The sequence below is a fragment of the Acinetobacter sp. YH12058 genome, from assembly GCF_013419805.1.
Lineage (GTDB): Bacteria > Pseudomonadota > Gammaproteobacteria > Pseudomonadales > Moraxellaceae > Acinetobacter > Acinetobacter towneri.
The window spans coordinates 103,352-124,753 of the sequence record NZ_VOZL01000005.1 but is presented as its reverse complement, the minus strand read 5'-3'; the positions used below and the strand labels follow the sequence as shown (position 1 = coordinate 124,753).

The following is a 21,402-nucleotide window of genomic DNA, read 5'->3' as shown; positions in this document are numbered from 1 at the left end:
AGCAAAACCATCTAAACCAAGCGTCCCTAAATCTATGTTAAGAATAGCCAATAAACAAGGTGAGAATTCCTGCTGCAATCAGTGGTCCCACAGGCACGCCACGTAGCACAGCAACACCTGCGACTGTACCAATCAATAAGCCTGCGACCACATCAGGCTGATTGGTCATGAGCTTGACACCACGCCCGCCTAACCATGCCACAAAAACACCAATTGCAATCGCAAGTAAAGATTTCCAACTCAGGAAAGATTTTAGAATTGCTTCGCCTGGAAGTTTGCCACTGGCAATGGGTGTCAGTACGCCAATGGTGAGAATGATAATGCCCAGATTTAAGCCATGCTGCTGCAATAGTGGGAAAAATTCACTTAGCGGCGTAATTCTAAAAACAATCAGTACTGCTGCGGCAATGGTCACAGCCGTATTTTGGCTAAAAATACCGCATGCGAGTAGAACGATCAGCACCATCAGGTTAAGGTCTAATTGAGAGAGCATGGTGATCCATAAAAGGGGAAATAAATTGGAAAAGTGCAGTTATTGTAACTGTTTTGAACTACAAGCGGGCAAGGTACGCAATGTGTTCAGAATTTACGGTGTATTTGGTTTAGAATAGCAGCAAATATATTTATACTTTTTATCATTAGGTCGCTCATCATGTTGTTGGAAAAAATGTTGCAATCACAAGGCTTTGGATCACGTAAACATTGCCAACAACTCATTAAAAATGGTGCAGTCACCATTATGGGCGAAACCCAGACCAATCCTAAATTCGCGATAAAAATTGCGCCTGAAACGGTTTTGCAATTTTCGGTGTATGGGGAAAATTATCAATATCGTGAAAAGGTCTATATCGCCTTACATAAACCACAAGGCTATGAGTGTTCGCATCAGGCGACCCATCATTTTAGTGTGTTTGACTTGTTTGATGATGTATTGCTGAATCGTGGTTTGCAGTGTGTTGGACGCTTAGATCAGGACACCACAGGGCTGTTATTGCTGACGGATGATGGACAGTTTTTACAAGCATTGACCCATCCTAAAAAGCATGTGGCAAAAGTGTATGCTATGCACACCGCAGACCCGATTAATGCAACACAAATCCAGCAACTTGAGCAGGGTGTCGCATTGCGCAATGAATCAGGGACATTTGCTGCAACAGAGGTACAACAGCTTGCTGAACATGAATTGCAGATGACCATTCATCAAGGTGTTTATCACCAAGTTAAACGTATGCTGGCAGCAGTGGGCAATAAAGTAGAACAATTACATCGTCAGCAAGTTGGTGCATTAAACTTGACTGATTTGGCTTTAGATGTGGGTGAATGGATGTATTTAAGCCCTGAACATGTCGAGTTGGCAAAAAGCCGTATGGAATAACATGAGTTTAGCTGAGCTTTCATCAATAGCTTATGAGCAATGGCTTGGGCTAGGTTAAATTTAAATCCATTGTCTAACTCTGCAATCGTCAGATCAGATGACTATTTTAAAAAGCAGTGATAGGTTTGAAATTCATCATCTTTGACAAAACCCATCTTTTCATACAATTGGTGGGATTGGTAATTACTTTTCTGTGTTTCAAGGCTAATCCGTAGCGCATTTTCATGTCGTGCAAATAAAATTGCAGTATCAATGAGCTGTTTGGCCGAACCTTGTCGTCTAAAAACAGGGGTGACATAAACGTCATCTAAAATATAGTAGGTCGAGCAGGCAACCGAAGAAAAGCCTAAATAAAGTAATACAAATCCAGTGATTTTTTGATCTTTAATATGAATGAAAATCACACTTTCCTGATTTTCAAAACGCTGTTTTAAGAATGCTGCTGAAAGGCTTAAATTCGAGGATGCACCATAAAACTGACGATACTCATCGAACAATACAGCAAGCTGGTCTAAGTCTTCTAAAGTGGCACGTCTTACAATCATTACGATACTCCATGCTTTTTTATTGTCCTTGCATGAAGCATAGCTAAGTTTTTAAAGTAAATTTTTAAAGAATTGTTTAAAAATGCAACACTGTTAATTTTTGTCAGTTTCACCCAAAATTGCATTGAGTTCATCAAACAAGTCTAGATGTTCATCATCCAGTTCAAAATCTTCAACACTATTATTGCCAGTTACAGATGCTTCATTGCTTGGGGTTGCATCCACTAGCGTTGCTTTTTGCTCTTGTTTTAATTTGCGTAACTTAATCAATTGTTCCAGATTAATATTCTGATTTTCAATTGAAAAGGGAATTGATTTAGTCAGCACGACTTGCTTAAAAAACAAACGTACCGCTTGCGCAGGCGTAATCCCCAACTGTTTAAACACAGCAAAGGCTTGTTTTTTCTCTTGAGAGTCCAAGCGTACTTGATAGACTTCAGTTTTTCTCATAATTTTTAATAGAAGGAAATAGATTTAAATTTTAGCAATATTGTAAACAATTCATTTGTAATTTCAATATGACTACAACGAAAATCCACTATTTTGTAATGACAAACATATTACAATGTCAATTCTTGCTGTGCGCTAAAGTGGAATTGTTGCTGGCTAATCGGGTCAAAAAAACTTAAATGCTTGGCAAGCAATTGTAGCGGTGCAGAAAAATCATCTGCTTGTTTGTGCTGTAAAATGGGGTAAAACGGGTCGTTCTTAATCGCAATACCTAAGCTATTTAAATGCACACGCAGTTGGTGCTGCTTGCCTGTTGTAGGCTTTAATTCATATTTTGCCCATGTTTGATTATGTTCAAGCAAACGAATTTCTGTTTCGCTGTTAGGTGTGCCTGCCACGACGTGCATCAAATAAAAAGGTTCACCTTTTTCCATGCGTAATTGCACAGTACATGGTAGTGACAAATTAGCTTGATAAGGCGCAATGGCATGGTAGGTTTTTTGCACCTGACGTTCTGCAAATAATTGCTGATACACCGCCCGAGTTTCTGGTTGTTTGGAAAACAGCACCACACCCGCAGTTTCGCGGTCTAAACGATGAATAGGTGTGAGCTGCTCATTCTGTGTTTGTTTTTTTAAGCGTACTAATAGGGTTTCTTGTACATATTGCCCTGTAGGGCTCATGGTCAAAAAATGTGGTTTATCTACAACCAATAAGTGTTCATTTTCAAATAAAACTTGATGCTGAAAAGGCACGGCAACTTCATGCGCTAAAAAACGATAATAAAAAATATCCTGATGTGCGCTATAAGGTGTATCTAAATCTAAACGCTTGCCTTCGGCATCATAAACCAGCCCATCCTCAAAGCGTTGCAGCCATTCCTGTGCAGAAATATGGGCAAACTGGGCACATAAATAACGAAAAATTGATTCAGGCTGTGTGCTTAATTTGGGTAAATGCAATTTGCTGGCGCTCACACCATCTAGCATGGGTGGAACAAAGGTGTTGGGATGAGTCGACTTCATCTGCAAATTGCTCATATTCAGGTGGGAGAGTTTCTTTTTCATCATATTGAAAATAGCCTAAGCAGTTTGGGTGCTAAGCTTAATAATCTTGATTCATTGCCTTGTCTAAACTTGTTATAAATTGTCCACATTTACACAGTTTTATCCATCAGTACATAGGCTTTAAAGCAGTGCGATGCTATCATAATTGGTCTTTTGAATCATGTCGTGAGCGTTATGCAGTATTCATTTAATTTGGCTTTAAATAATGAGCAAGATACCCAAAATCTGGCGCAGGTTTTGGCAACGCATTTTCGGTCGGGTGTGATTTATTTAATTGGTGATTTAGGCGCAGGAAAAACCACTTTATCGCGTTATTTTCTACAGCATTTGGGGCATCAGGGCGCGGTTAAAAGCCCGACTTACACCTTGGTGGAACCTTATCAAATACAAGGACAAGATATTTTTCATTTTGATTTATATCGTTTAAATGATCCTTATGAATTAGAGCTGATGGGCATTCGTGATTATTTAGAAACCCCAAATGCCTTGTTTTTATTTGAATGGCCATCAAAAGGTGGCGATGAAATTCCGCCCGCAGACCTGATCATTGAAATTAAAAAATCGGAAGATGAATTAAGCCGTACTGCAACGCTAAGTTCGTCTTCGGTTGCATTACAACAAGCTTTGGAGCAACAATTTAATCATGCCTAATGATGTGTTAAATCTACGTCGGATCCACACGCTTGAACCTGCCTTAGCCAACCAAATTGCTGCAGGTGAGGTGATTGAACGTCCTGCCTCTGTGGTCAAAGAACTACTAGAAAACTCCATTGATGCAGGTGCAACCGAGCTAATTATTCGGGTGGCACAAGGCGGCAGTACACTCATTGAAATTATTGATAATGGTCGTGGCATTCATGCTGAAGATTTGCCTTTGGCGGTGACTCGTCACGCGACCAGTAAAATTCAAACGGCTGATGATTTACATGCTATTGTCAGTTTAGGCTTTCGTGGTGAAGCACTGGCATCAATTGCAGCAGTATCGCGTTTGACTTTGGTCAGTAGCCAAACTGAAGATGGTGTCGGTTATCAGGTCGAAGTCAATGGCACTGCCTTTGACCATCAAGATATTCAGGCCGTTGCTGCACAAAAAGGCACACATATTCGGGTACAGGATTTATTTTTTAATGTGCCTGCACGACGTAAATTCCTGAAAAAAGCGGGTACAGAATTCGGACATATTGAAGAAATTGTGCGTCGTTTGGCACTCACACATTTCGATATTCGTTTTGTTTTGGAACACAACGACAGCATTAAACTGAATTTACCCATTGCAGACAGTGGCGAATTGCGTTTTCAGCGCGTGCAGCAACTTTTAGGACGAAACTTTGTCGAAAATGCCTATTGGATTGATGCTGATAGTGTCACCATGCGCTTATCGGGTTGGTTGGGGCATCCTTCCGATGCACGTTCACAAGCCGATTTACAGTATGTGTATGTGAATGGACGTATTGTAAAAGACAAGACCATCTCCCATGCTTTGCGTATGGCATACGAAGGTATTTTGCATGGACATCAACATGCTGCATATTTGCTATTTTTAGAAGTAGAACCTGAAAATATTGATGTCAATGTGCATCCGACCAAGCATGAAATTCGCTTTTTAAATCAGCGAGAAGTTCATGAGTTTGTAAGACATTACGCCAAAGAAACCTTAGCGCAATTTCAAACTGCAACTGCAGATTTAGCTACAGCCATGAAAGCCGATCCTATCGAACAAGCTGCGCCTTATGTGGTGCAACCGCGTTATCAGGAACAATTTTTACTGCACAAACATGCCGAGGCAAATCCTTACAATTCCGCTGACGATGCAGTAGATGCGTACACGATGCAGCCTGCTTCACAAGCGGGAAGTGAGTTACTTACCGATTTTAATCAGAGTCAGCCGCAGACAGTTCAATATAACCGACCTGTGCAGAGTAATTATCAAGGTTCGCAACAGCTCAACAATGCTTTAAAAAGCTATCTCGCGCCTTTACGTGATCTAGATCAAGACTCAGCCAATCTTACGCAAACAAACACAACACCTGCGGTGGATGAGCATCCGCTCGGCATTGCAATTGCGCAATTGCATGGTATTTACATTCTGGCGCAAAACAGTGAAGGCTTGATTATTGTAGATATGCATGCCGCCCATGAACGAATTGTGTTGCAACAGATGAAAGCCGCTTGGGATAAACCTGAGTTTTGGACTTCGCAGCAATTGCTGATCCCCAAAGTTATCAGCATTAGCCGCATGCAAGCCATGCGGGTGGATGATTTAAAAGAACAATTGGCACGACTGGGCTTGGAAATAGACCAATATGGCGATGAACAGGTCATTGTGCGCGGTGTGCCCGCGATTTTGCATAAGGCAGATTTTGCCGAATTAATTCCTGAATTACTTGATGATTTAGACCCAAATGATGAAGCGCAGGCGTTACTGCAAAAGCGTGATCATATTTTGGCGGGTATGGCGTGTCATAGCGCGGTGCGTGCACATCGGATGCTGAGTCTTTCTGAAATGAATGCCTTGTTACGTCAAATGGAACAAACTGAATTTGCCAGCCAATGTAATCATGGTCGTCCAACATGGCGTGCTTTTCCATTGGCTCAATTAGATAAACTTTTTGCTCGAGGAGAGTAGTGTTACATGTCAAAACAATTGCCGGTCATCAATTTAATGGGACCAACTGCAAGTGGTAAAACTGCTTTGGCATGTGAACTCTATGAATTAGGTCATTTTGAGCTAATTTCAGTCGATTCTGCGCTGGTTTATCGAGATATGGACATTGGTACAGCCAAACCAACTAAAGTGGAACAGGCGCGTTATCCGCATCATTTGATTGATATTATTAGCCCGCTTGAAGTTTATTCTGCTGCGCAGTTTGTGGAAGATGCCTGCGCCTTAATTGATGATATGCACGCACGTGGCAAAACCCCAATTTTAGTGGGTGGAACTATGCTGTATTTTAAAGCTTTGCTTGAAGGACTATCTTCCAATTTACCCAGTGCCAATTACGACGTCCGTGCAGAAATTGAAGATAAAGCTGCACGCGAAGGTTGGGAAGCGGTCTATGCAGAGTTATGTGCAGTAGATGCACTGGCGGGTGAAAAATTTAAGGTGTCAGATAAACAACGTATTATTCGTGCACTAGAAGTTTATAAATTAACAGGAACGCCAATTACCCAGCTTCAGGCAGAACAACCCAAAAATGTACCATATCGTTACACTTTTCATAACCACGCTTTGATGCCTGATCGGGTAGAATTACATCAGCGTATTCAAAAACGCTTAGAGATTATGTGGGAAATGGGTTTTTTGAATGAGGTGCGACATCTTATTGAAAATTACGATTTAGATGCTAATTTACCCTCTATGCGTTCAGTTGGCTATCGTCAAGCTTTAGAGTTTTTGCAAAACGGTGATGAAAGTCGCGAAAAAATGCAGGAAATGGAGGATAAGGCGCTATTCGCGACACGACAACTCGCGAAACGTCAATATACTTGGCTCAGATCGTTGCAAGAATCGCATAAATTTCACACATATTTTACGATAAAGCAGGCTCAAGAAGACTTGCGAAACTGTTACGGATAAAGCAAAATTTACCTACTGTCTTTTTTATAATTTTTAATTGAAAAATAGAGATAGTTTTTGCGCTGATTTTTAATTATTTTTGGAGTTATAACATGTCTAAAGGTCAAACTTTACAAGATCCGTTCTTGAATTCTCTCCGTAAAGAACGTATTCCTGTTTCTATCTTCCTTGTGAACGGTATTAAGCTACAAGGCCATATTGAATCTTTTGACCAATATGTTGTTTTATTAAAAAATACGGTAAGCCAAATGGTTTACAAACATGCAATTTCTACAGTTGTTCCTGCACGTAATCCACGTCCTGCTGGTGCACCTGCTGGTGGTCAAGGCGCAGGCTTCGGCGGTCAAGGCGGTGGCTTCGGTGGTCAAGGTGGTGGCTTCGGTGGTCAAGGCGGCTTCGGTGGTCAAGGTGGTGGTTTTGGCGGTCAAGGCGGCTTCGGTGGTCAAGGCGGCGGCTTCGGTAGTCAAGGTGGCTTTGGCGGTCAAGGCGGCGGCTTTAGTGGTCAAGGTGGCTTCGGCGGTCAAGGTGGCTTCGGTGGCGGTCAAGCAACAGGCGGTTTTGACAACGATTCTAAATTTGAAGAATCTTCAGAAGACGATAACAACCATTAATTGATCTTCTTAAAAAAACCTCTCGAAATGAGAGGTTTTTTTATGTCTATGGTTTTTATCAAAGTCATATTTGAGTAGTAAATAAGATGCGGTGCACATGTTAGAAAAGCATAAAAAAACCAGTGTAGCAACACTGGTTTTAATCTTAGAAATAGCAGAAAACTTAAGCTTAGTTTTTCTTGCGGTCTAAGCTTGGGTCTTTAATTTCTACAAAAGCATTGTTGCGCGTTTCACGTAACCAGCTATCCAATTCAGTATCAAACTGGCGTTCACCTAGTATTTGACGTGCCATACGTTCTTGGTATTCACGAGTCATATCTTGCTGGCGTGTATCGGTCACTTGCAGTACATGCCAACCAAACTGGGTTTGGAATGGTGCGCTAATTTCACCTTTTGCAGTGTTTTTCATTTGATTTTCAAATTCTGGCACCATCACGCCAGGATTCACCCAGCCTAGACTACCGCCATCACGTGCAGAGCCAGCATCATTAGAGAAAGTCGAAGCTAAGGTTGCAAAGTCTTCACCCGCTTTTAAACGGTTGTGAATACTGTCAATCATGTGTTTCGCATTTTCAGGGCTTACGACTTCACTTGGCTGAATCAAGATATGTCGAGTTTGGTATTGTGGAACTAGTGCACGTTGCTCAGTACTTTTGCGTTCCAGTAATTTTACGACATGAATACCATCACGGACTTCAATCAATTCACTGGTTTGCCCCACATCTAATGGCGTAATACGTGCAGCAAGTTCTGCAGGAATATCGGTCAAGTTACGTAAGCCCATGTCTGCAGACTGAACGGTTATGCCGTTGCCTGTATATTTTTTACTGATGGCTTGAATGTCATTGTTCTGCGCCAGTTCAGCTTTGACTTGTTGCGAAACCTGAGCTGCATTTTCTTTTCCTGAAACACGCACATGCAAAATATGGACTTGGTTGCCTAAAGCGGCCTGACCTTGTGGGGTTTTCAGAAAGTTATCAACGTCTTGATCGCTAATTTGAATACGTGACATCACCACTTGCTGACGCAAACGATTCATGGCCAAATCTTCTGCAATACGATTACGTAAAAATGCATAACTGCCAGGAGATGATTTGTCTAACTTTTGCTGAAAAGCCTCTAAGCTATTGCTTCCATTTTGCTGTGCAACTTTTAACACAGCTTCATTCAGGGATTTTTCATCAGCTTTAATGTTATAGCGTTTTACTTGTTCTAATTGAGCCTGACGTACAATTAATTGCTCTAAGGCTTGTTGTTCTAAAATTTGTTGAGGTGGAACAGGGCGCTTTTGCATTTCAAGCTGTTGCTTAAGTTCAACCACGCTTTGCGCTAAATCACTTTTTAAAATGACACTATTGTCAACTACAGCCACAATTTGATCATTCGCAGCGGCAAATGCAGGCAGGCTAACAGCCATGCTCAGTGCCAAGGTAGATGCTTTTAAAAATCGTTTTAACTGTACTGTCTTCATTAACGTTGTGTCCAAGATTGATTAATTTTATTAAAACCTAAAATACGGTTTTCAAGCAAAGAAGCAAGTTTATTATTGAAACTGCCTAAACCTTTTAAATTTAGCTCTGCCATAATGGCACGTTTTGGTTTAACACCTGCATCTGTCACATCGTCCAAGTCGTTATAGTAAGAGCGACCATAGACTGAAATACCCCAGCAGCATGATTCGTAATTTACACCCAGTAAATACTCACGTGCCACACTGTTATCTAAGTCATATTGTGCGTGACCTAAAATACGCCAGTTGTTGTGAATGGGTTGAATGAATGATGCAACCACTTGATCATAATGGTCTTGGCGGTTTGGAATATAACGACGGTTAATATAGCCAAAGTTATATAAGTTACCCTGATCGCCAGCGTAAAGCAGATTTACATTACGCTGAGCATTGTCGCCATTAGACATCCAAGCAGCATTGGCACCGATGCTGAGATTTTGGCTTAATTGGCTGGTGAGGCTGACAATTGGCCCTGTACGGCTTTGCGTGTCAAAATCATCGCTGGTATTTTCTAGTGTGACACGGCGGTCTTCAAAATAGAAACTTTGACCAATGCCTGCCTTAATACGTTCCAAACCAATTTCATCAAACAGGCTGTAGCTTAAGCCTAAAGATAGGAAATTATTATCTTCTAAACGGTCATGTCCATAGAAACGGTTTGGACTGAATAATTGATCATAATTGATTGATGCTGTTGCAGAATCAAAGTTAGGGTGATCATTTTGATTTTTATACGGTGCATAGGCATAGAATGCACGTGGCGTAATCGTTTGTAGGAAGCGACCATTTTTTTCAAAGGTAATCCCTGTGTCTAAAGTGAATTGCGGAACAGTAACTGACTCACTTTTTGAAGATTTATACGTATCTGTACTTAGGGTCTCTTTGTCATAGAAGGTGTTGATGTTACGTAACGATACTTCAGGAATTACAAATGACCACGGGTTGCGGTAGTTGTAACGCACAGCAAAGTCATTATAAATACGCGTACCACTTGGTTCCCCATCTTGCGCAGCTAGATCTTTTTTGAAGTAAGCTGTGTCGTTATTAAATTCGACTTGGAAGCCTTGAGGATTGCCCGTTTTATAGTTCAATAAAAATTGTGGTAGGCGTGCATAAGGGCGATCCACAGATGGAATCGTCTTATCCAGGGTTTGGAAATCTTCAACTTTGAGCTGTGCTTTTAAACCCGGTATACCGTTACGATAATTCAACTCCCAAGCACGACGTAAATTTAGGTCGGTTTTAGAGTTCGGGTTGTTATTTAAATCGGCAAAGTAGTCTTTGTCCGATGCATAGTTATATTCTAAGTTGGTTGAAAATTGTTCGTTGATTTGCCAGCCGTGTAAAAAATGTAAGTCTTTACGGTCTTGGTCATCATATTTGGCATCCGATGCTAAATAACCGCCCCAAATTTTACCTGAACCAAAATTTTCAGTTAAATAACGGAATTCACCTTCTAGCATCGCGCCACGATCAGCAATATAACGTGGGCTAACGGTAGCATCAAAATTCGGTGCAAGGTTTAAATATACAGGCACAGATAGCTCGACACCACCATCATTGGTAAAGCCAAAACTAGGCGTCAAAATACCTGTGGTACGGCGGTCATCAATTGGGAAATTGAAGTAGGGTACAGCCAAAACTGGTACATTTTTCACATACAATTTGGTGCCACGTGTTTCACCGCGTCCCGTTTCCTGATTCAGCTTAATTTCATTGGCTTGAATTTTCCAAGTCGGGGCTTGTTCAGGCGGGCAAGTACTGTAAGTGGCATTATTCAGCACCATCGTATTGGTTGAGGTGCGTGCAATTTTTTCTGCCATGCCATGCGCATGCTGTTCTTCAGCAATATAAAAACTGTTATTTAAATCGCCTTGCTGAGTTTTAAGGTTGTAGTTAATTTCATCACTTTGCGCAAGTAAACCAGCTTGTGCCATTTGTACACGACCTTCGGCTTTGGCAAAGGTTTGGGTTTGATCAATGGTAATTTTATCGGCGCGAATTTGACGGCCTTGCTGGTCAATCAGGACATTGCCTTCCAAGACGGAATCGCCATTTGGGTCATAGTGACCATAATCGGCAGTAACGGTAGAGGTCGCTTCTGCAGCATCTACGGCAACGGTGCTTGAGCTGATTGGCGTTAGCCATGCACCTTCACAATAGGCAGAACTTTGAGTGTGCCCAAATTGTTGTTGTGCTTCAGGTGCAGCTTTATCAACATAATATTGCTCAAAGAACTGCTGCCCAGGATAAGCTTCCTGAATGGTGTGTTTAAGCTGCTGGTTATTGAGATTTGTGACAGATGAAGTCTGATCTGTGGTCTGCGCATAGCTGGAAACAGAGTGACCACATAACAGAGTTAAGACCGCAGTCGCTAAAGGATTAAATTTAAACTGATGCTTCATTTATCTCATCAACCAAGAATGCTTAATCGCAATTAATTATTGTCGCATCATAGAGAAAAAGCGCAGAAGTAGCTACACTTAGCACTTTAAAAACTCAGCCTGTATTAGAATTTATTGCAAATGAATACACAACGCGAACAATTGATACAAACATGGATAACATCTGTACTTGGTTCAGATCAATTTGAAACTCATTTTTTAGCAGGCGATGCAAGTTTTCGTCGTTACGCACGAATCAAGTTGAATAATAAAACATTTATGCTCATGGATGCACCACCAGAAAAAGAAGATTGTGGTCCTTTTGTGACGATTGATGAATTTTTTGCTGCCCATGGCGTGCGCGTGCCAAAAATTGTAGCCAAAGACCTGACACAAGGCTTTTTGTTGCTTGAAGATTTTGGTGATGTCTTATTATCTACCTTGCTGAATGATCAGACTGTAGATGACTACTATGCGCAGTGTTTTAAGCAGTTAATTCAATTACAAGATATTGATGGTACGGCACATTTCCCTGAATATTCCTATGACAAACTCATCAGTGAAATGGAGTTACTCACCGATTGGTTATTGCCTGCCTTACAGATTCAGCCAACGGCTGAAGAAAGTGCATTAATTAAACGTACATTTGCAATTTTGGCCAATGCCGCTTTGGCTCAGCCACAAGTGATTGTGCATCGCGATTTTCATAGTCGTAACTTAATGAAAATTAATGATGATACCGAGCTAGGTGTAATCGATTTTCAGGATGCAGTGATTGGTGCAGACACCTATGACCTGATTTCAATTACGCGTGATGCTTATGTACAGTGGAATGCTGAGCGTGTGTATCGCTGGTTTAAAATGTTTTATGACTTGTTGCCGGCAGCATCTAAGCAAGACCGTGATTTTGAACAATTTAAAAAAGATGCCGATATGATGGCGATTCAGCGTCATATCAAAATTTTAGGTATTTTTGTGCGTTTATTTGAGCGTGATGGTAAATCGGGTTATCTCAAGGATTTACCGCGCGTAATGTGGTATTTACTTGAAGAAAGTAAATCTTATCCAGAATTACAACCATTTATGCACTTTATTCACACGACAGTAATGCCAAAATTTACAGCCAAATATGGTCAGTATGAGGTGGTTGCCTAAATGAAAGCCATGATTCTTGCTGCAGGCATGGGTAATCGTATGCGTCCTTTAACGTTGCATACACCTAAGCCATTATTGGAAGTCGGTGGTAAGCCTTTAATTGTGTGGCACATCGAAAAATTACAAAAGATGGGTGTGCAGGAAATTGTCATCAATACGGCATGGTTGGGTGAAAAACTTGCAGATGCTTTGGGTGATGGTTCGCAATTTGGTGTGAAAATTTTGTGGTCGCATGAAGGCGAAGGCTTAGAAACTGCAGGTGGCATCATCAATGCGTTGCCATTATTGGGCAATGAACCTTTTATATTGGTGAATGGCGATGTTTGGACCACCATGGATTTTGCGCCACTATTAAATGTGCAGCTTCAAGACGACTTGGCACATTTGGTTTTGGTGGAAAACCCTGTGCAGCATCCGCAAGGTGATTTCACTTTGGCTGCAAACAAAGCCTATACTTTTGAGCAAGCACGCTCAGGTGAAAATCTGACTTATAGTGGCGTGGCGGTGATGCATCCGCAAATGTTTAACGGTTTGGAATCGGGCAAACGTCCGCTTGCGCCATTGCTCAAACAAGCCATGCAGCAAGAAAAAATTTCTGCACAGAAATTGCAGGGTGTTTGGGTGGATGTTGGCACTCCTGAACGATTAAATACGCTAGATCAACAAATTCAGCAGGGTGTGTACGCTTAAGTGCATATTCACTAAGCATTCGCCCCTATGACTGCAACTATAAATCGGTATACTTCCATTAACTTTTTCGAGATGTGAATTGTGATGCATTCGTTTTTTCAGGAACTCAAGCAAGGTAGTCAGGCTTTAGGTTTAGAGCTCAGTGATGAGGCTTTAAATTTATTACTCAAATACCAAGATGCTTTGGTGCTATGGAACAAAGCGTACAACCTCACTGCAATTCGTGACCCGAAAGAAATGCTAGTGAAGCATTTGCTAGATAGTCTGAGCATCCTCAAAGATTTGCCTGCAGGTCGTTTACTGGATATTGGTACTGGCGGTGGTATGCCGGGCATGATTATTGCCTTGTGTCAGCCTGAGCGCGATTGCGTGTTATTGGACTCGAATGGTAAAAAGATTCGTTTCTTAAAACAGTTTATTGCCGATTTAAAACTGAAAAACGTCGTGGCAGTTCAGACCCGTGTTGAAAATGAAGACAGCATCCGCGAGTTAGGTCAGTTTGATGTAATTACCAGTCGTGCTTTTGCATCTTTAACTGACTTTGTAGCCGCGTCAAAACCATTTATGCATGAGCAAAGTATTATTGCATCTATGAAAGGTTTGATTCCTGCCGATGAAGTAGAGGCATTGAAAGATGAATTCAGCTGTGAAATTATCGAGCTTAAAGTTCCGCGCTTAGACGAACAACGTCATTTACTTTTATTAAAACGTATCTAATTTTCAAAGGACTGGGGTGATCATGGCACAAATTATTGCGATTGCGAACCAAAAAGGTGGTGTCGGAAAAACCACAACCGCAGTAAATTTGGCAGCATCTTTGGCTGTTTTGAAAAAGCGCATTTTATTGGTCGATATGGACTCACAAGGCAATGCCACCATGGGTTCAGGCATTCAAAAAAATGATTTGCTGTATTCAGTGACCGATGTATTGTTGGGCGAAGTGCCGATTGAAACTGCAATTAGCAAGGCAGAAGTTGGTTATAAAGTTTTGGGTGCCAATCGTGATTTGGCTGGGGTTGAATTGGTGATTGCTGAGCAAGAGGGGCGTGAGTTTATTTTGCGCAATGCCTTGCAAGAAGTTGCCAAAGACTTTGATTATATTATTGTCGACTGTGCACCAAGTTTAAGCTTAATTACAGTAAACGCTTTAGCAGCAGTGCAAAGTGTAATCATTCCAATGCAGTGCGAATATTATGCACTTGAAGGTTTGGCTGACCTGACGCAAACCATTGACCGTATTCAACAAGCACTCAATCCTGATTTAGAAATTATTGGTGTATTACGCACCATGTATGATGCGCGCAATGCCTTAACCCGTGACGTGTCTGAAGAATTATCGCACTATTTTGGTAAAAAATTATACGATACCGTGATTCCGCGTAATGTACGCTTGGCAGAAGCACCTGCACACGGTTTACCCGTCATTTATTTTGAAAAAAGCTCGAAGGGTGCAGTTGCCTACCTGAATTTAGCAGCTGAAATGTTGAAAAAAAGCAAAGTGAAAAAAGGAAGTAAAGCATGACCACAAAAAAACGCGGATTAGCCAAAGGTCGTGGTTTGGATGCCTTATTGGGGTCAATCCAGAAAGAAAAATTACAACTTGAAGTGCAATCTTTAGATCATGGTCAGCTCAAACAAATTGATGTCAATTTATTAAAACGTGGTGAATATCAACCGCGTCGCTTTATTCAAGAGCAAGATTTACAGGAATTGGCGGCATCTATTGAAAAACATGGTGTAATGCAGCCAATTGTGATTCGTCCGATAGATGACGAACAACATCCTTATGAAATTATTGCAGGTGAGCGTCGCTGGCGTGCTGCACAGTTGGCAGGTTTAACTGAAATTCCTGCAATTGTGCGTGATTTGACCGATCAGGTCGCGATTGCTTTGGCATTAATTGAAAACATTCAGCGTCAAGACCTCAACCCAATTGATCAGGCAATGGCGTTACAACGCTTTCACGATGAGTTTGGCTTGAGTCATCAGGAAATTGCCGAAACAGTAGGTAAAGCACGTACCACGGTCAGTAATTTATTGCGTTTACTCACTTTGGCTGAGCCTGTTAAAGAGTTGATGCAGCAAGGCTTGCTAGATATGGGGCATGCACGTGCTATTTTAACTTTGAAAGCTAAAGATCAGCTCAAAGTCGCGCAGCATGTAATTGAAAAGAATTTATCGGTACGTCAAACCGAACAGTTGGTACGTGACTTTAATGCGCCAAAACAAGATAAGCCGAAAACGGCTATTGCGCCTGATATTCAACAACTCACGCAACGTCTTTCTGAGCGTTTTAGTGCAGATGTTAAAATTGATTATAACAAGCAAGGTAAGGGCAAATTGACCATCAGTTATCACTCTCTGGAAGAGCTGGATGGTATTTTAAATATTTGCCTGTCCGATTAATTTTAATTCGTATTTTATTGGGGAAAAGCGAATGTGGGAATTGGTAAAAGCAGGTGGCTGGCTGATGCTGCCGTTGGTATTGTGCTCGGTATTTACCGTTGCAATTACCATTGAGCGTTTTATGCGTTTAAAGAGAGCAGGTATTTTGCCCAATGCGTTGTTGCTCAACCGCGGGCAAAGTTTAGCGACTGTGTTGCAACAACTGAATCAAAGTGCCAACTTAAAAAACAGTACATTAGGCCGTATTTTTGAGGCGGGTGCGCGTAACAAACAACAATCAGAACACTATGCGCGTGCACAAATGGAAGCGACAGCTTCACAAGAAATTGGTTATTTAGAAAAAAATATCAACTTCTTGGGTACGCTCAGTGCAGTTGCGCCATTATTGGGTTTATTGGGTACAGTGCTTGGGATTATTGAATCATTTTTAGTGATTGATGTGGGTGCAAGTAATCCAACCTTAATGATTCCAGGGATTTCTAAAGCCTTAATTACCACTGCTGCAGGTATGTTAATTGCAATTCCAGCCTTATTTGCCTATCGTTATTTTCAGCGTTTGGTGCAAGAATATACTGCTGAGTTAGAGCAGCAAGCGACTTTGTTTCACGCAGGATTATTTCATCAGAGTCAACCTCATCAGCTTGATGCGGATGTGCAAGATGTGAAAAAAGTAAGCTAAGGTGAGTTTATGAAATTCAAACGCTCGCAAGTTGAAGATATTCATATTAACCTGACTCCAATGATTGACTGTTTACTGTTCATCTTGGTGTTTTTGTTGCTTTCGACCACATTTAACCAATTTAGCCGTATGAATTTAACTTTGCCAGATGCGCAAGGCGTACCACCAAAATCTTATGAACATAAAATTGAAGTCGTGGTAGATTCTTCAGGGCATTATTCTGTCAATGGTCAGGCACTTTCGACTAAGGAAGTGGCAGATTTAAGCACAGCAATTAAACAAATTTCTCAAGATCGACGTGATTTAATGTTTATCATTGCTGCAGATGCCAAAGCCACTCATCAAGATGTGATTCGAGTGATGGATGTCGCAGGACAACTTGGTTTCGTCAACATCAATATCAGTACGAAAGTCCCAACTCGAGGTTATTAGTGAAGAAGGATTTACAGGTCTATCGCCGTCTTCTGAGATATTTGCTCCCATTTTGGGGCTTGGCAATCTTGGTGATTATCGGTTTCGCCATTAATGCAGCCACAGAAGTATCTGTGGCAAAACTCTTGGAAAAAATTATTAATGCCATTCAGGAGCGTGACCAATCTTTCACCACACTATTTCCGCTATTAGTCATTGCACTGATGTTTTTCCGTGGTTTGGGAACTTTTATTGGCGGTTACTATACCGCAGTGATTTCACGTAATTTGGTATTCAATATCCGTCAGGAAGTCTTTGCTAAATTGCTGCGTTTACCTGCACAGTATTACTTAGATAATACCAGTGGGCACATTACTGCCAAAATTATGTATAACGTAGAGCAGTTGACCGCTGCATCTACAGAATCGCTGCGTACATTGGTACAACAGGGTTTGATTACACTCGGCTTGCTCGGCTATTTGCTGTATACCAACTGGCGTTTGACCCTCTGTATTTTGGTATTTGGCCCATTAATTGGCTTGCTGATTCGTAAAGCTGCAAAACGCATGCGTCGTTTATCTATTCAAGTACAAGACACCATGGGGGATGTAAACCACGTGGTGCAAGAAACGGTGAATGGTAATTTGGTCGTCAAAGGTTTTGGTGGTCAGACCTATGAACAAAGCCGATTTAAAGAAAACTCTTTAGAAAACCTGCGTCGTGGTTTAAAGATGGTGGCAGTGCAGCAATTGAACAGCCCTGTGGTGCAGTTCATTATGTCCATTGCTTTGGCAATTATTATCTGGATTGCCTTACGCCCAGAAATTCTACGTGATATTTCAGCAGGCGAGTTTGTAGCCTACATTACTGCCGCAGGTATGTTGAGCAAACCAATTAAAGCCCTTACCGATATTAATGAAAAATTACAACGCGGTTTGGCAGCAGCGCATTCGGTTTTTGAATTGCTCGATATGCCTGAAGAAGATAATCACGGGACGCTTACACCAGACTTAAAAGGTAATTTGCAATTTAAGAATGTGAATTTGGTGTATTCCGATGGGCATCATGCCATTCATGATTTTAATCTGGATGTCAAAGCAGGTGAAACTGTGGCTTTAGTTGGGCGTTCAGGTGCGGGTAAAACCTCATTGGTCAATCTGTTGGTACGTTTTCAGGAAGTATCTTCAGGGCAAATTTTGTTTGATCAGCAGGATATTCGTGACATTGAGCTGAATAGCCTGCGTTCACAAATTGCTATGGTCAATCAGCAAGTGGTATTGTTTAACCGTACGGTGCGTGAAAATATTGCCTATGGTCAGCTTGAAGGTGCGAGTGATGAAGCAGTGATTGCTGCAGCCAAAGCGGCTTATGCACATGACTTTATTATGGCTTTACCGCAAGGCTACGACACAGCATTAGGTGCGCAAGGTTTGAATTTGTCTGGTGGTCAGCGACAACGTATTGCCATTGCACGTGCAATCTTAAAAAATGCACCAATTTTAATTTTAGATGAAGCCACCAGTGCTTTAGACAATGAATCTGAATACTTTATTCAACGTGCATTTGATGCGGCTATGCAAGACCGTACCACCATTGTCATTGCACACCGTTTATCTACCATCGAAAATGCTGACCGTATTGTAGTGATGGATCAGGGACGTATTTTAGAACAAGGTGCTCATCAGGAACTCATGGCGCAAAAAGGCGCGTACTTTCAGTTGCATCAGCGTAACTTCGAGGAACATTAATTCATGTCTTTGGCACAATTTATTCAGGACGCTTGGCAGCAACAGGCCAAATGGCTAGTTGTGCTTAGGCCCTTGTCTTTATTGTACCGTGGCGTGAGTTTGCTCAATCAAAATTTATATCGTTCAGGTATTAAAACCGCTTATACCGCGCCCGTACCTGTGATGGTGATTGGCAATATTACTGTGGGTGGCAGCGGCAAAACCCCTTTGCTGATTCACTTGGTCAAATATCTACAAAGTTTAGATGTTCGTGTTGGCGTGATTAGCCGTGGTTATGGCGGAAAAGGCCCATTTCCAGCCTATGTCAGCATTGACGCTAATGTTGACGTAGTGGGCGATGAACCGACTTTGATTGTGCAATCTACAGGCGTACCGATGGCTGTGGGGCCAAATCGTCAAAAAAGTATTGAATTGTTACTTGCACAGCATGAATTGGATTTAATTATTAGTGATGATGGTTTGCAGCATTTGGCTTTAAACCGTCAATTGGAATGGATTGTTTTAGATAATAATCGTGGTTTGGGTAACGAGAAAATATTGCCCGAAGGTTATTTGCGTGAACCAAAATCTCGATTAGAGCATGCCACGGTGATTGAACATGCAGCGCAACCGAGTTCTGAATTAAATATGCATTTGGCCGTTGCAGCGCCATACTTATTGCATCCCGCACAAGAATTAATTTTTGATCCGACCCAAAATTTTTATGCTGTCGTGGGCATTGGCTTTCCTGAGCGGTTTTATAAAACTTTAGAGTCGATGGGTGTGACCCAATTTCAATGTCATGAGTTTCCAGACCATCATGACTATGAAATTACCGATTTGCAGTTTGAAGATTCGCAACCGATTATTACCACAGAAAAAGATGCAGTAAAGTTATTGCCTCTGTTAAAACAATATCCAGATTTTCAGCGTGAAATTTGGGTTGTACCTGTAGATGCAGTATTGTCATCGGCCTGCTATGTCACCTTACATCAACAATTGAAACAATTGGGTTTAAACCTGCCTGAAAGACCATGATAAGGAAAATTATGAAGCACATTGTTATCCCTGCACGTTATGCTAGTTCACGCCTGCCAGGCAAACCTTTACTGGAAATTCATGGTCGTGCCATGATTTTACGTGTGGTTGATCAGGCAAAAAAAGTGGCAGGTTTTGATGACTTGTGTGTGGCGACCGATGATGCTCGTATTGCAGAATTATGCCGTGCCGAAGGTGTAGATGTAGTGCTGACTTCGGCAGACCATCCATCAGGTACAGATCGTTTAAGTGAAGTGGCGCGCATTAAAGGTTGGGATAAAAACGATATTATCGTCAATGTGCAGGGCGATGAGCCACTTTTGCCTGCGCAATTGGTGCAACAAGTGGCGCAGTTGTTAGAAGCTCAACCTGAATGCTCGATGTCTACGCTATGTGAGCCGATTCAGCAACTAGATGAATTTACTCGCGACAGCATTGTTAAAGTGGTCATGTCTAAACACAATCAGGCTTTGTATTTTAGCCGTGCCACGATTCCTTATGACCGTGATGGTGCGAAAGCAGCGACACCACAATTGCATGCACATGCGTATCGCCATTTAGGTTTGTATGCGTACCGTGTGGAATTGCTGCAAGAATATGTGACTTGGGAAATGGGAACATTGGAAAAGCTGGAAAGCCTAGAGCAATTGCGTGTCTTGGAAAATGGACATCGTATTGCCATTGCAGTTGCAGAAGCCAATTTACCACCGGGTGTAGATACCCAAGCAGACTTAGACCGTTTAAATGCAATGGATATTGCCCATTTTGAGTAAGTGAATCACCGACCATGCAACGTGATGTAATTGGACAAGTATATCCTTGGCAGCAACAAGTTTGGGAAAACCTGACAGGGCGATTTCCCAAAATGGGGCATGGTTTATTGTTTTTTGGCAAACAGGGTTGTGGTAAAGAAGCCTTTGCACAGCAATTTGTGGCTTGGATTTTATGCCAACAGCGTGATGTGCAGTCACAGCCTTGTGGTGAATGTAGCAGTTGTCAGTGGTTAAAATCAGATACACATCCGAATTATGTCTATATCAGTACCGATGAAGAGAATAAAAAGCAAAACGCGAAAATTAAGATCGAGAAGATCCGTGATTTATTACCTTTTGTCCAGCAAACGGTAGATGGCTGGCGGGTGATTGTGATTGAACCTGCTGAAGCCTTAAATATTGCATCTTCCAATGCGTTGCTGAAAACCCTCGAAGAACCGGGTGATCGCATCGTGATTATTTTGCTGGCAGATCATTATCTTAAATTACCTGCAACCATTCGTAGCCGTTTGCAGCATTTTGCTTTAGACCGTATTGATGCTGCACAGGCTACGGCATATTTGCAGCAGCATTTGCCCGATTTAGATGCGAACAAACAGCAATTGTTGATGAATTTGTCTAATCAAATGCCATTGCAGGCTTTGCAGTTGGCACAGGCAGAATGGCTGGAACAGCGTACAGATTTTCTGAAAGACTGGTATAAACTGGTGACGCAAAAAAATATGCCGATGGCAATCGCAACCAAGTGGAACAAGGCGCTGAGCTTTACTGATTTTAGTCAGATGTTTGAATACTTGTTGTGTGATTTAATTTGTGTCAAGCTAAATCAAAGCATTAAAAATTTGGATTTAAGCACCGCTTTGCAGCATTTGGCTGAACAATATGACTTAGAAAGTCTGTTTGGTTTATATGCAGAATTACAGCAAGCCAAGCCAATGCTTGAGCAAAACGTGCAAAGTAATCTGGTGCTTGATCAATTATGTGTTAAGTTAATGAATATTTAA

22 protein-coding genes are annotated in these 21,402 nt (G+C 41.5%); 16 read left to right on the top strand and 6 right to left on the bottom strand.

Annotation, left to right across the window (positions count from 1 at the left end):
* Positions 1 to 37 precede the first annotated feature (37 nt).
* Positions 38 to 493 (bottom strand): DUF441 domain-containing protein, encoded by a 456-nt coding sequence (locus tag FTU09_RS05360; protein ID WP_004976854.1) that lies wholly within the window; start codon positions 491 to 493, stop codon positions 38 to 40.
* A gap of 159 nt (positions 494 to 652) precedes the next feature.
* On the opposite strand from FTU09_RS05360, the gene FTU09_RS05355 reads away from it, so the two are divergent.
* Positions 653 to 1,375, top strand: a complete 723-nt coding sequence (locus tag FTU09_RS05355; protein ID WP_131261624.1) for a pseudouridine synthase — start codon at positions 653 to 655, stop codon at positions 1,373 to 1,375.
* 101 nt (positions 1,376 to 1,476) lie between these two features.
* Here FTU09_RS05355 and FTU09_RS05350 read toward each other — a convergent pair whose 3' ends face one another.
* From FTU09_RS05350 to FTU09_RS05340, 3 genes are all read right to left on the bottom strand, one after another.
* Positions 1,477 to 1,920 carry a GNAT family N-acetyltransferase gene (locus FTU09_RS05350; RefSeq protein ID WP_004976850.1) on the bottom strand — a complete coding sequence of 148 codons (444 nt, stop codon included), beginning with the start codon at positions 1,918 to 1,920 and terminating at the stop codon, positions 1,477 to 1,479.
* A gap of 93 nt (positions 1,921 to 2,013) precedes the next feature.
* Positions 2,014 to 2,370, bottom strand: a complete 357-nt coding sequence (locus FTU09_RS05345; protein WP_004976848.1) for a type II toxin-antitoxin system RelB/DinJ family antitoxin — start codon at positions 2,368 to 2,370, stop codon at positions 2,014 to 2,016.
* A gap of 110 nt (positions 2,371 to 2,480) precedes the next feature.
* Positions 2,481 to 3,395 carry a pseudouridine synthase gene (locus tag FTU09_RS05340; protein WP_154320807.1) on the bottom strand — a complete coding sequence of 305 codons (915 nt, stop codon included), beginning with the start codon at positions 3,393 to 3,395 and terminating at the stop codon, positions 2,481 to 2,483.
* Positions 3,396 to 3,611: 216 nt separating this feature from the next.
* Between FTU09_RS05340 and tsaE the strand changes: the two genes are divergently transcribed.
* The 4 genes from tsaE to hfq all read left to right on the top strand — a co-directional run bounded on the left by tsaE (position 3,612) and on the right by hfq (position 7,625).
* A complete protein-coding gene (gene tsaE / locus FTU09_RS05335) occupies positions 3,612 to 4,088 on the top strand; it encodes a tRNA (adenosine(37)-N6)-threonylcarbamoyltransferase complex ATPase subunit type 1 TsaE (RefSeq protein ID WP_096901184.1) in 477 nt (158 codons plus the stop codon).
* The gene (gene mutL / locus FTU09_RS05330; RefSeq protein ID WP_154320806.1) at positions 4,081 to 6,063 is read left to right on the top strand and encodes a DNA mismatch repair endonuclease MutL; all 1,983 of its coding nucleotides are present in this window, start codon (positions 4,081 to 4,083) and stop codon (positions 6,061 to 6,063) included. The genes tsaE and mutL overlap by 8 nt, the downstream gene beginning before the upstream one ends.
* A gap of 6 nt (positions 6,064 to 6,069) precedes the next feature.
* Positions 6,070 to 7,014: a tRNA (adenosine(37)-N6)-dimethylallyltransferase MiaA gene (gene miaA, locus FTU09_RS05325; RefSeq protein ID WP_168419030.1), complete on the top strand. Its 945-nt coding sequence runs from the start codon at positions 6,070 to 6,072 to the stop codon at positions 7,012 to 7,014.
* Between the two features lie 92 nt (positions 7,015 to 7,106).
* Positions 7,107 to 7,625 (top strand): RNA chaperone Hfq, encoded by a 519-nt coding sequence (gene hfq / locus FTU09_RS05320; protein WP_178318404.1) that lies wholly within the window; start codon positions 7,107 to 7,109, stop codon positions 7,623 to 7,625.
* 169 nt (positions 7,626 to 7,794) lie between these two features.
* On the opposite strand, the gene FTU09_RS05315 is transcribed toward hfq, so the two are convergent.
* Together FTU09_RS05315 and FTU09_RS05310 are read right to left on the bottom strand one after the other, a co-directional pair.
* Positions 7,795 to 9,096 carry a peptidylprolyl isomerase gene (locus tag FTU09_RS05315; protein WP_180079700.1) on the bottom strand — a complete coding sequence of 434 codons (1,302 nt, stop codon included), beginning with the start codon at positions 9,094 to 9,096 and terminating at the stop codon, positions 7,795 to 7,797.
* A complete protein-coding gene (locus FTU09_RS05310) occupies positions 9,096 to 11,540 on the bottom strand; it encodes an LPS-assembly protein LptD (RefSeq protein ID WP_180079698.1) in 2,445 nt (814 codons plus the stop codon). The genes FTU09_RS05315 and FTU09_RS05310 overlap by 1 nt, the downstream gene beginning before the upstream one ends.
* Positions 11,541 to 11,660: 120 nt before the next feature.
* Between FTU09_RS05310 and FTU09_RS05305 the strand changes: the two genes are divergently transcribed.
* From FTU09_RS05305 to FTU09_RS05255, 11 genes are all read left to right on the top strand, one after another.
* Positions 11,661 to 12,674, top strand: coding sequence for an aminoglycoside phosphotransferase family protein (locus FTU09_RS05305; RefSeq protein WP_180079696.1), 1,014 nt, complete (start codon positions 11,661 to 11,663; stop codon positions 12,672 to 12,674).
* Positions 12,675 to 13,364 carry an N-acetylmuramate alpha-1-phosphate uridylyltransferase MurU gene (gene murU, locus FTU09_RS05300; RefSeq protein WP_131261486.1) on the top strand — a complete coding sequence of 230 codons (690 nt, stop codon included), beginning with the start codon at positions 12,675 to 12,677 and terminating at the stop codon, positions 13,362 to 13,364.
* Between the two features lie 84 nt (positions 13,365 to 13,448).
* Complete coding sequence (rsmG, locus tag FTU09_RS05295) at positions 13,449 to 14,081, top strand: 16S rRNA (guanine(527)-N(7))-methyltransferase RsmG (RefSeq protein ID WP_131261485.1); 633 nt, start codon at positions 13,449 to 13,451, stop codon at positions 14,079 to 14,081.
* A gap of 22 nt (positions 14,082 to 14,103) precedes the next feature.
* Positions 14,104 to 14,886: a ParA family protein gene (locus FTU09_RS05290; protein ID WP_096901175.1), complete on the top strand. Its 783-nt coding sequence runs from the start codon at positions 14,104 to 14,106 to the stop codon at positions 14,884 to 14,886.
* On the top strand, positions 14,883 to 15,770 hold the full coding sequence (locus FTU09_RS05285; RefSeq protein ID WP_180079694.1) for a ParB/RepB/Spo0J family partition protein: 888 nt from the start codon (positions 14,883 to 14,885) through the stop codon (positions 15,768 to 15,770). The genes FTU09_RS05290 and FTU09_RS05285 overlap by 4 nt, the downstream gene beginning before the upstream one ends.
* A gap of 31 nt (positions 15,771 to 15,801) precedes the next feature.
* Entirely contained in the window at positions 15,802 to 16,449 is a 648-nt protein-coding gene (locus FTU09_RS05280) for a MotA/TolQ/ExbB proton channel family protein (RefSeq protein ID WP_004976814.1), read from the top strand.
* A gap of 9 nt (positions 16,450 to 16,458) precedes the next feature.
* Positions 16,459 to 16,881, top strand: coding sequence for a biopolymer transporter ExbD (locus FTU09_RS05275; RefSeq protein WP_004976812.1), 423 nt, complete (start codon positions 16,459 to 16,461; stop codon positions 16,879 to 16,881).
* Positions 16,881 to 18,608 (top strand): lipid A export permease/ATP-binding protein MsbA, encoded by a 1,728-nt coding sequence (msbA, locus tag FTU09_RS05270; RefSeq protein WP_180079692.1) that lies wholly within the window; start codon positions 16,881 to 16,883, stop codon positions 18,606 to 18,608. The genes FTU09_RS05275 and msbA overlap by 1 nt, the downstream gene beginning before the upstream one ends.
* Before the next feature lie 3 nt (positions 18,609 to 18,611).
* Entirely contained in the window at positions 18,612 to 19,625 is a 1,014-nt protein-coding gene (lpxK, locus tag FTU09_RS05265) for a tetraacyldisaccharide 4'-kinase (RefSeq protein WP_131261483.1), read from the top strand.
* 11 nt (positions 19,626 to 19,636) lie between these two features.
* The gene (gene kdsB, locus FTU09_RS05260) at positions 19,637 to 20,398 is read left to right on the top strand and encodes a 3-deoxy-manno-octulosonate cytidylyltransferase (RefSeq protein ID WP_004976805.1); all 762 of its coding nucleotides are present in this window, start codon (positions 19,637 to 19,639) and stop codon (positions 20,396 to 20,398) included.
* A 14-nt stretch (positions 20,399 to 20,412) separates the two neighbouring features.
* Positions 20,413 to 21,402, top strand: coding sequence for a DNA polymerase III subunit delta' C-terminal domain-containing protein (locus FTU09_RS05255; protein ID WP_180079690.1), 990 nt, complete (start codon positions 20,413 to 20,415; stop codon positions 21,400 to 21,402).

Coding starts and splice junctions, on each gene's coding strand:
- FTU09_RS05360 (WP_004976854.1), bottom strand. CDS start 493: ATGCTCTCTCAATTAGACCTTAACCTGATGGTGCTGATCGTTCTACTC.
- FTU09_RS05355 (WP_131261624.1), top strand. CDS start 653: ATGTTGTTGGAAAAAATGTTGCAATCACAAGGCTTTGGATCACGTAAA.
- FTU09_RS05350 (WP_004976850.1), bottom strand. CDS start 1,920: ATGATTGTAAGACGTGCCACTTTAGAAGACTTAGACCAGCTTGCTGTA.
- FTU09_RS05345 (WP_004976848.1), bottom strand. CDS start 2,370: ATGAGAAAAACTGAAGTCTATCAAGTACGCTTGGACTCTCAAGAGAAA.
- FTU09_RS05340 (WP_154320807.1), bottom strand. CDS start 3,395: ATGAAGTCGACTCATCCCAACACCTTTGTTCCACCCATGCTAGATGGT.
- tsaE (WP_096901184.1), top strand. CDS start 3,612: ATGCAGTATTCATTTAATTTGGCTTTAAATAATGAGCAAGATACCCAA.
- mutL (WP_154320806.1), top strand. CDS start 4,081: ATGCCTAATGATGTGTTAAATCTACGTCGGATCCACACGCTTGAACCT.
- miaA (WP_168419030.1), top strand. CDS start 6,070: ATGTCAAAACAATTGCCGGTCATCAATTTAATGGGACCAACTGCAAGT.
- hfq (WP_178318404.1), top strand. CDS start 7,107: ATGTCTAAAGGTCAAACTTTACAAGATCCGTTCTTGAATTCTCTCCGT.
- FTU09_RS05315 (WP_180079700.1), bottom strand. CDS start 9,096: ATGAAGACAGTACAGTTAAAACGATTTTTAAAAGCATCTACCTTGGCA.
- FTU09_RS05310 (WP_180079698.1), bottom strand. CDS start 11,540: ATGAAGCATCAGTTTAAATTTAATCCTTTAGCGACTGCGGTCTTAACT.
- FTU09_RS05305 (WP_180079696.1), top strand. CDS start 11,661: ATGAATACACAACGCGAACAATTGATACAAACATGGATAACATCTGTA.
- murU (WP_131261486.1), top strand. CDS start 12,675: ATGAAAGCCATGATTCTTGCTGCAGGCATGGGTAATCGTATGCGTCCT.
- rsmG (WP_131261485.1), top strand. CDS start 13,449: ATGCATTCGTTTTTTCAGGAACTCAAGCAAGGTAGTCAGGCTTTAGGT.
- FTU09_RS05290 (WP_096901175.1), top strand. CDS start 14,104: ATGGCACAAATTATTGCGATTGCGAACCAAAAAGGTGGTGTCGGAAAA.
- FTU09_RS05285 (WP_180079694.1), top strand. CDS start 14,883: ATGACCACAAAAAAACGCGGATTAGCCAAAGGTCGTGGTTTGGATGCC.
- FTU09_RS05280 (WP_004976814.1), top strand. CDS start 15,802: ATGTGGGAATTGGTAAAAGCAGGTGGCTGGCTGATGCTGCCGTTGGTA.
- FTU09_RS05275 (WP_004976812.1), top strand. CDS start 16,459: ATGAAATTCAAACGCTCGCAAGTTGAAGATATTCATATTAACCTGACT.
- lpxK (WP_131261483.1), top strand. CDS start 18,612: ATGTCTTTGGCACAATTTATTCAGGACGCTTGGCAGCAACAGGCCAAA.
- kdsB (WP_004976805.1), top strand. CDS start 19,637: ATGAAGCACATTGTTATCCCTGCACGTTATGCTAGTTCACGCCTGCCA.
- FTU09_RS05255 (WP_180079690.1), top strand. CDS start 20,413: ATGCAACGTGATGTAATTGGACAAGTATATCCTTGGCAGCAACAAGTT.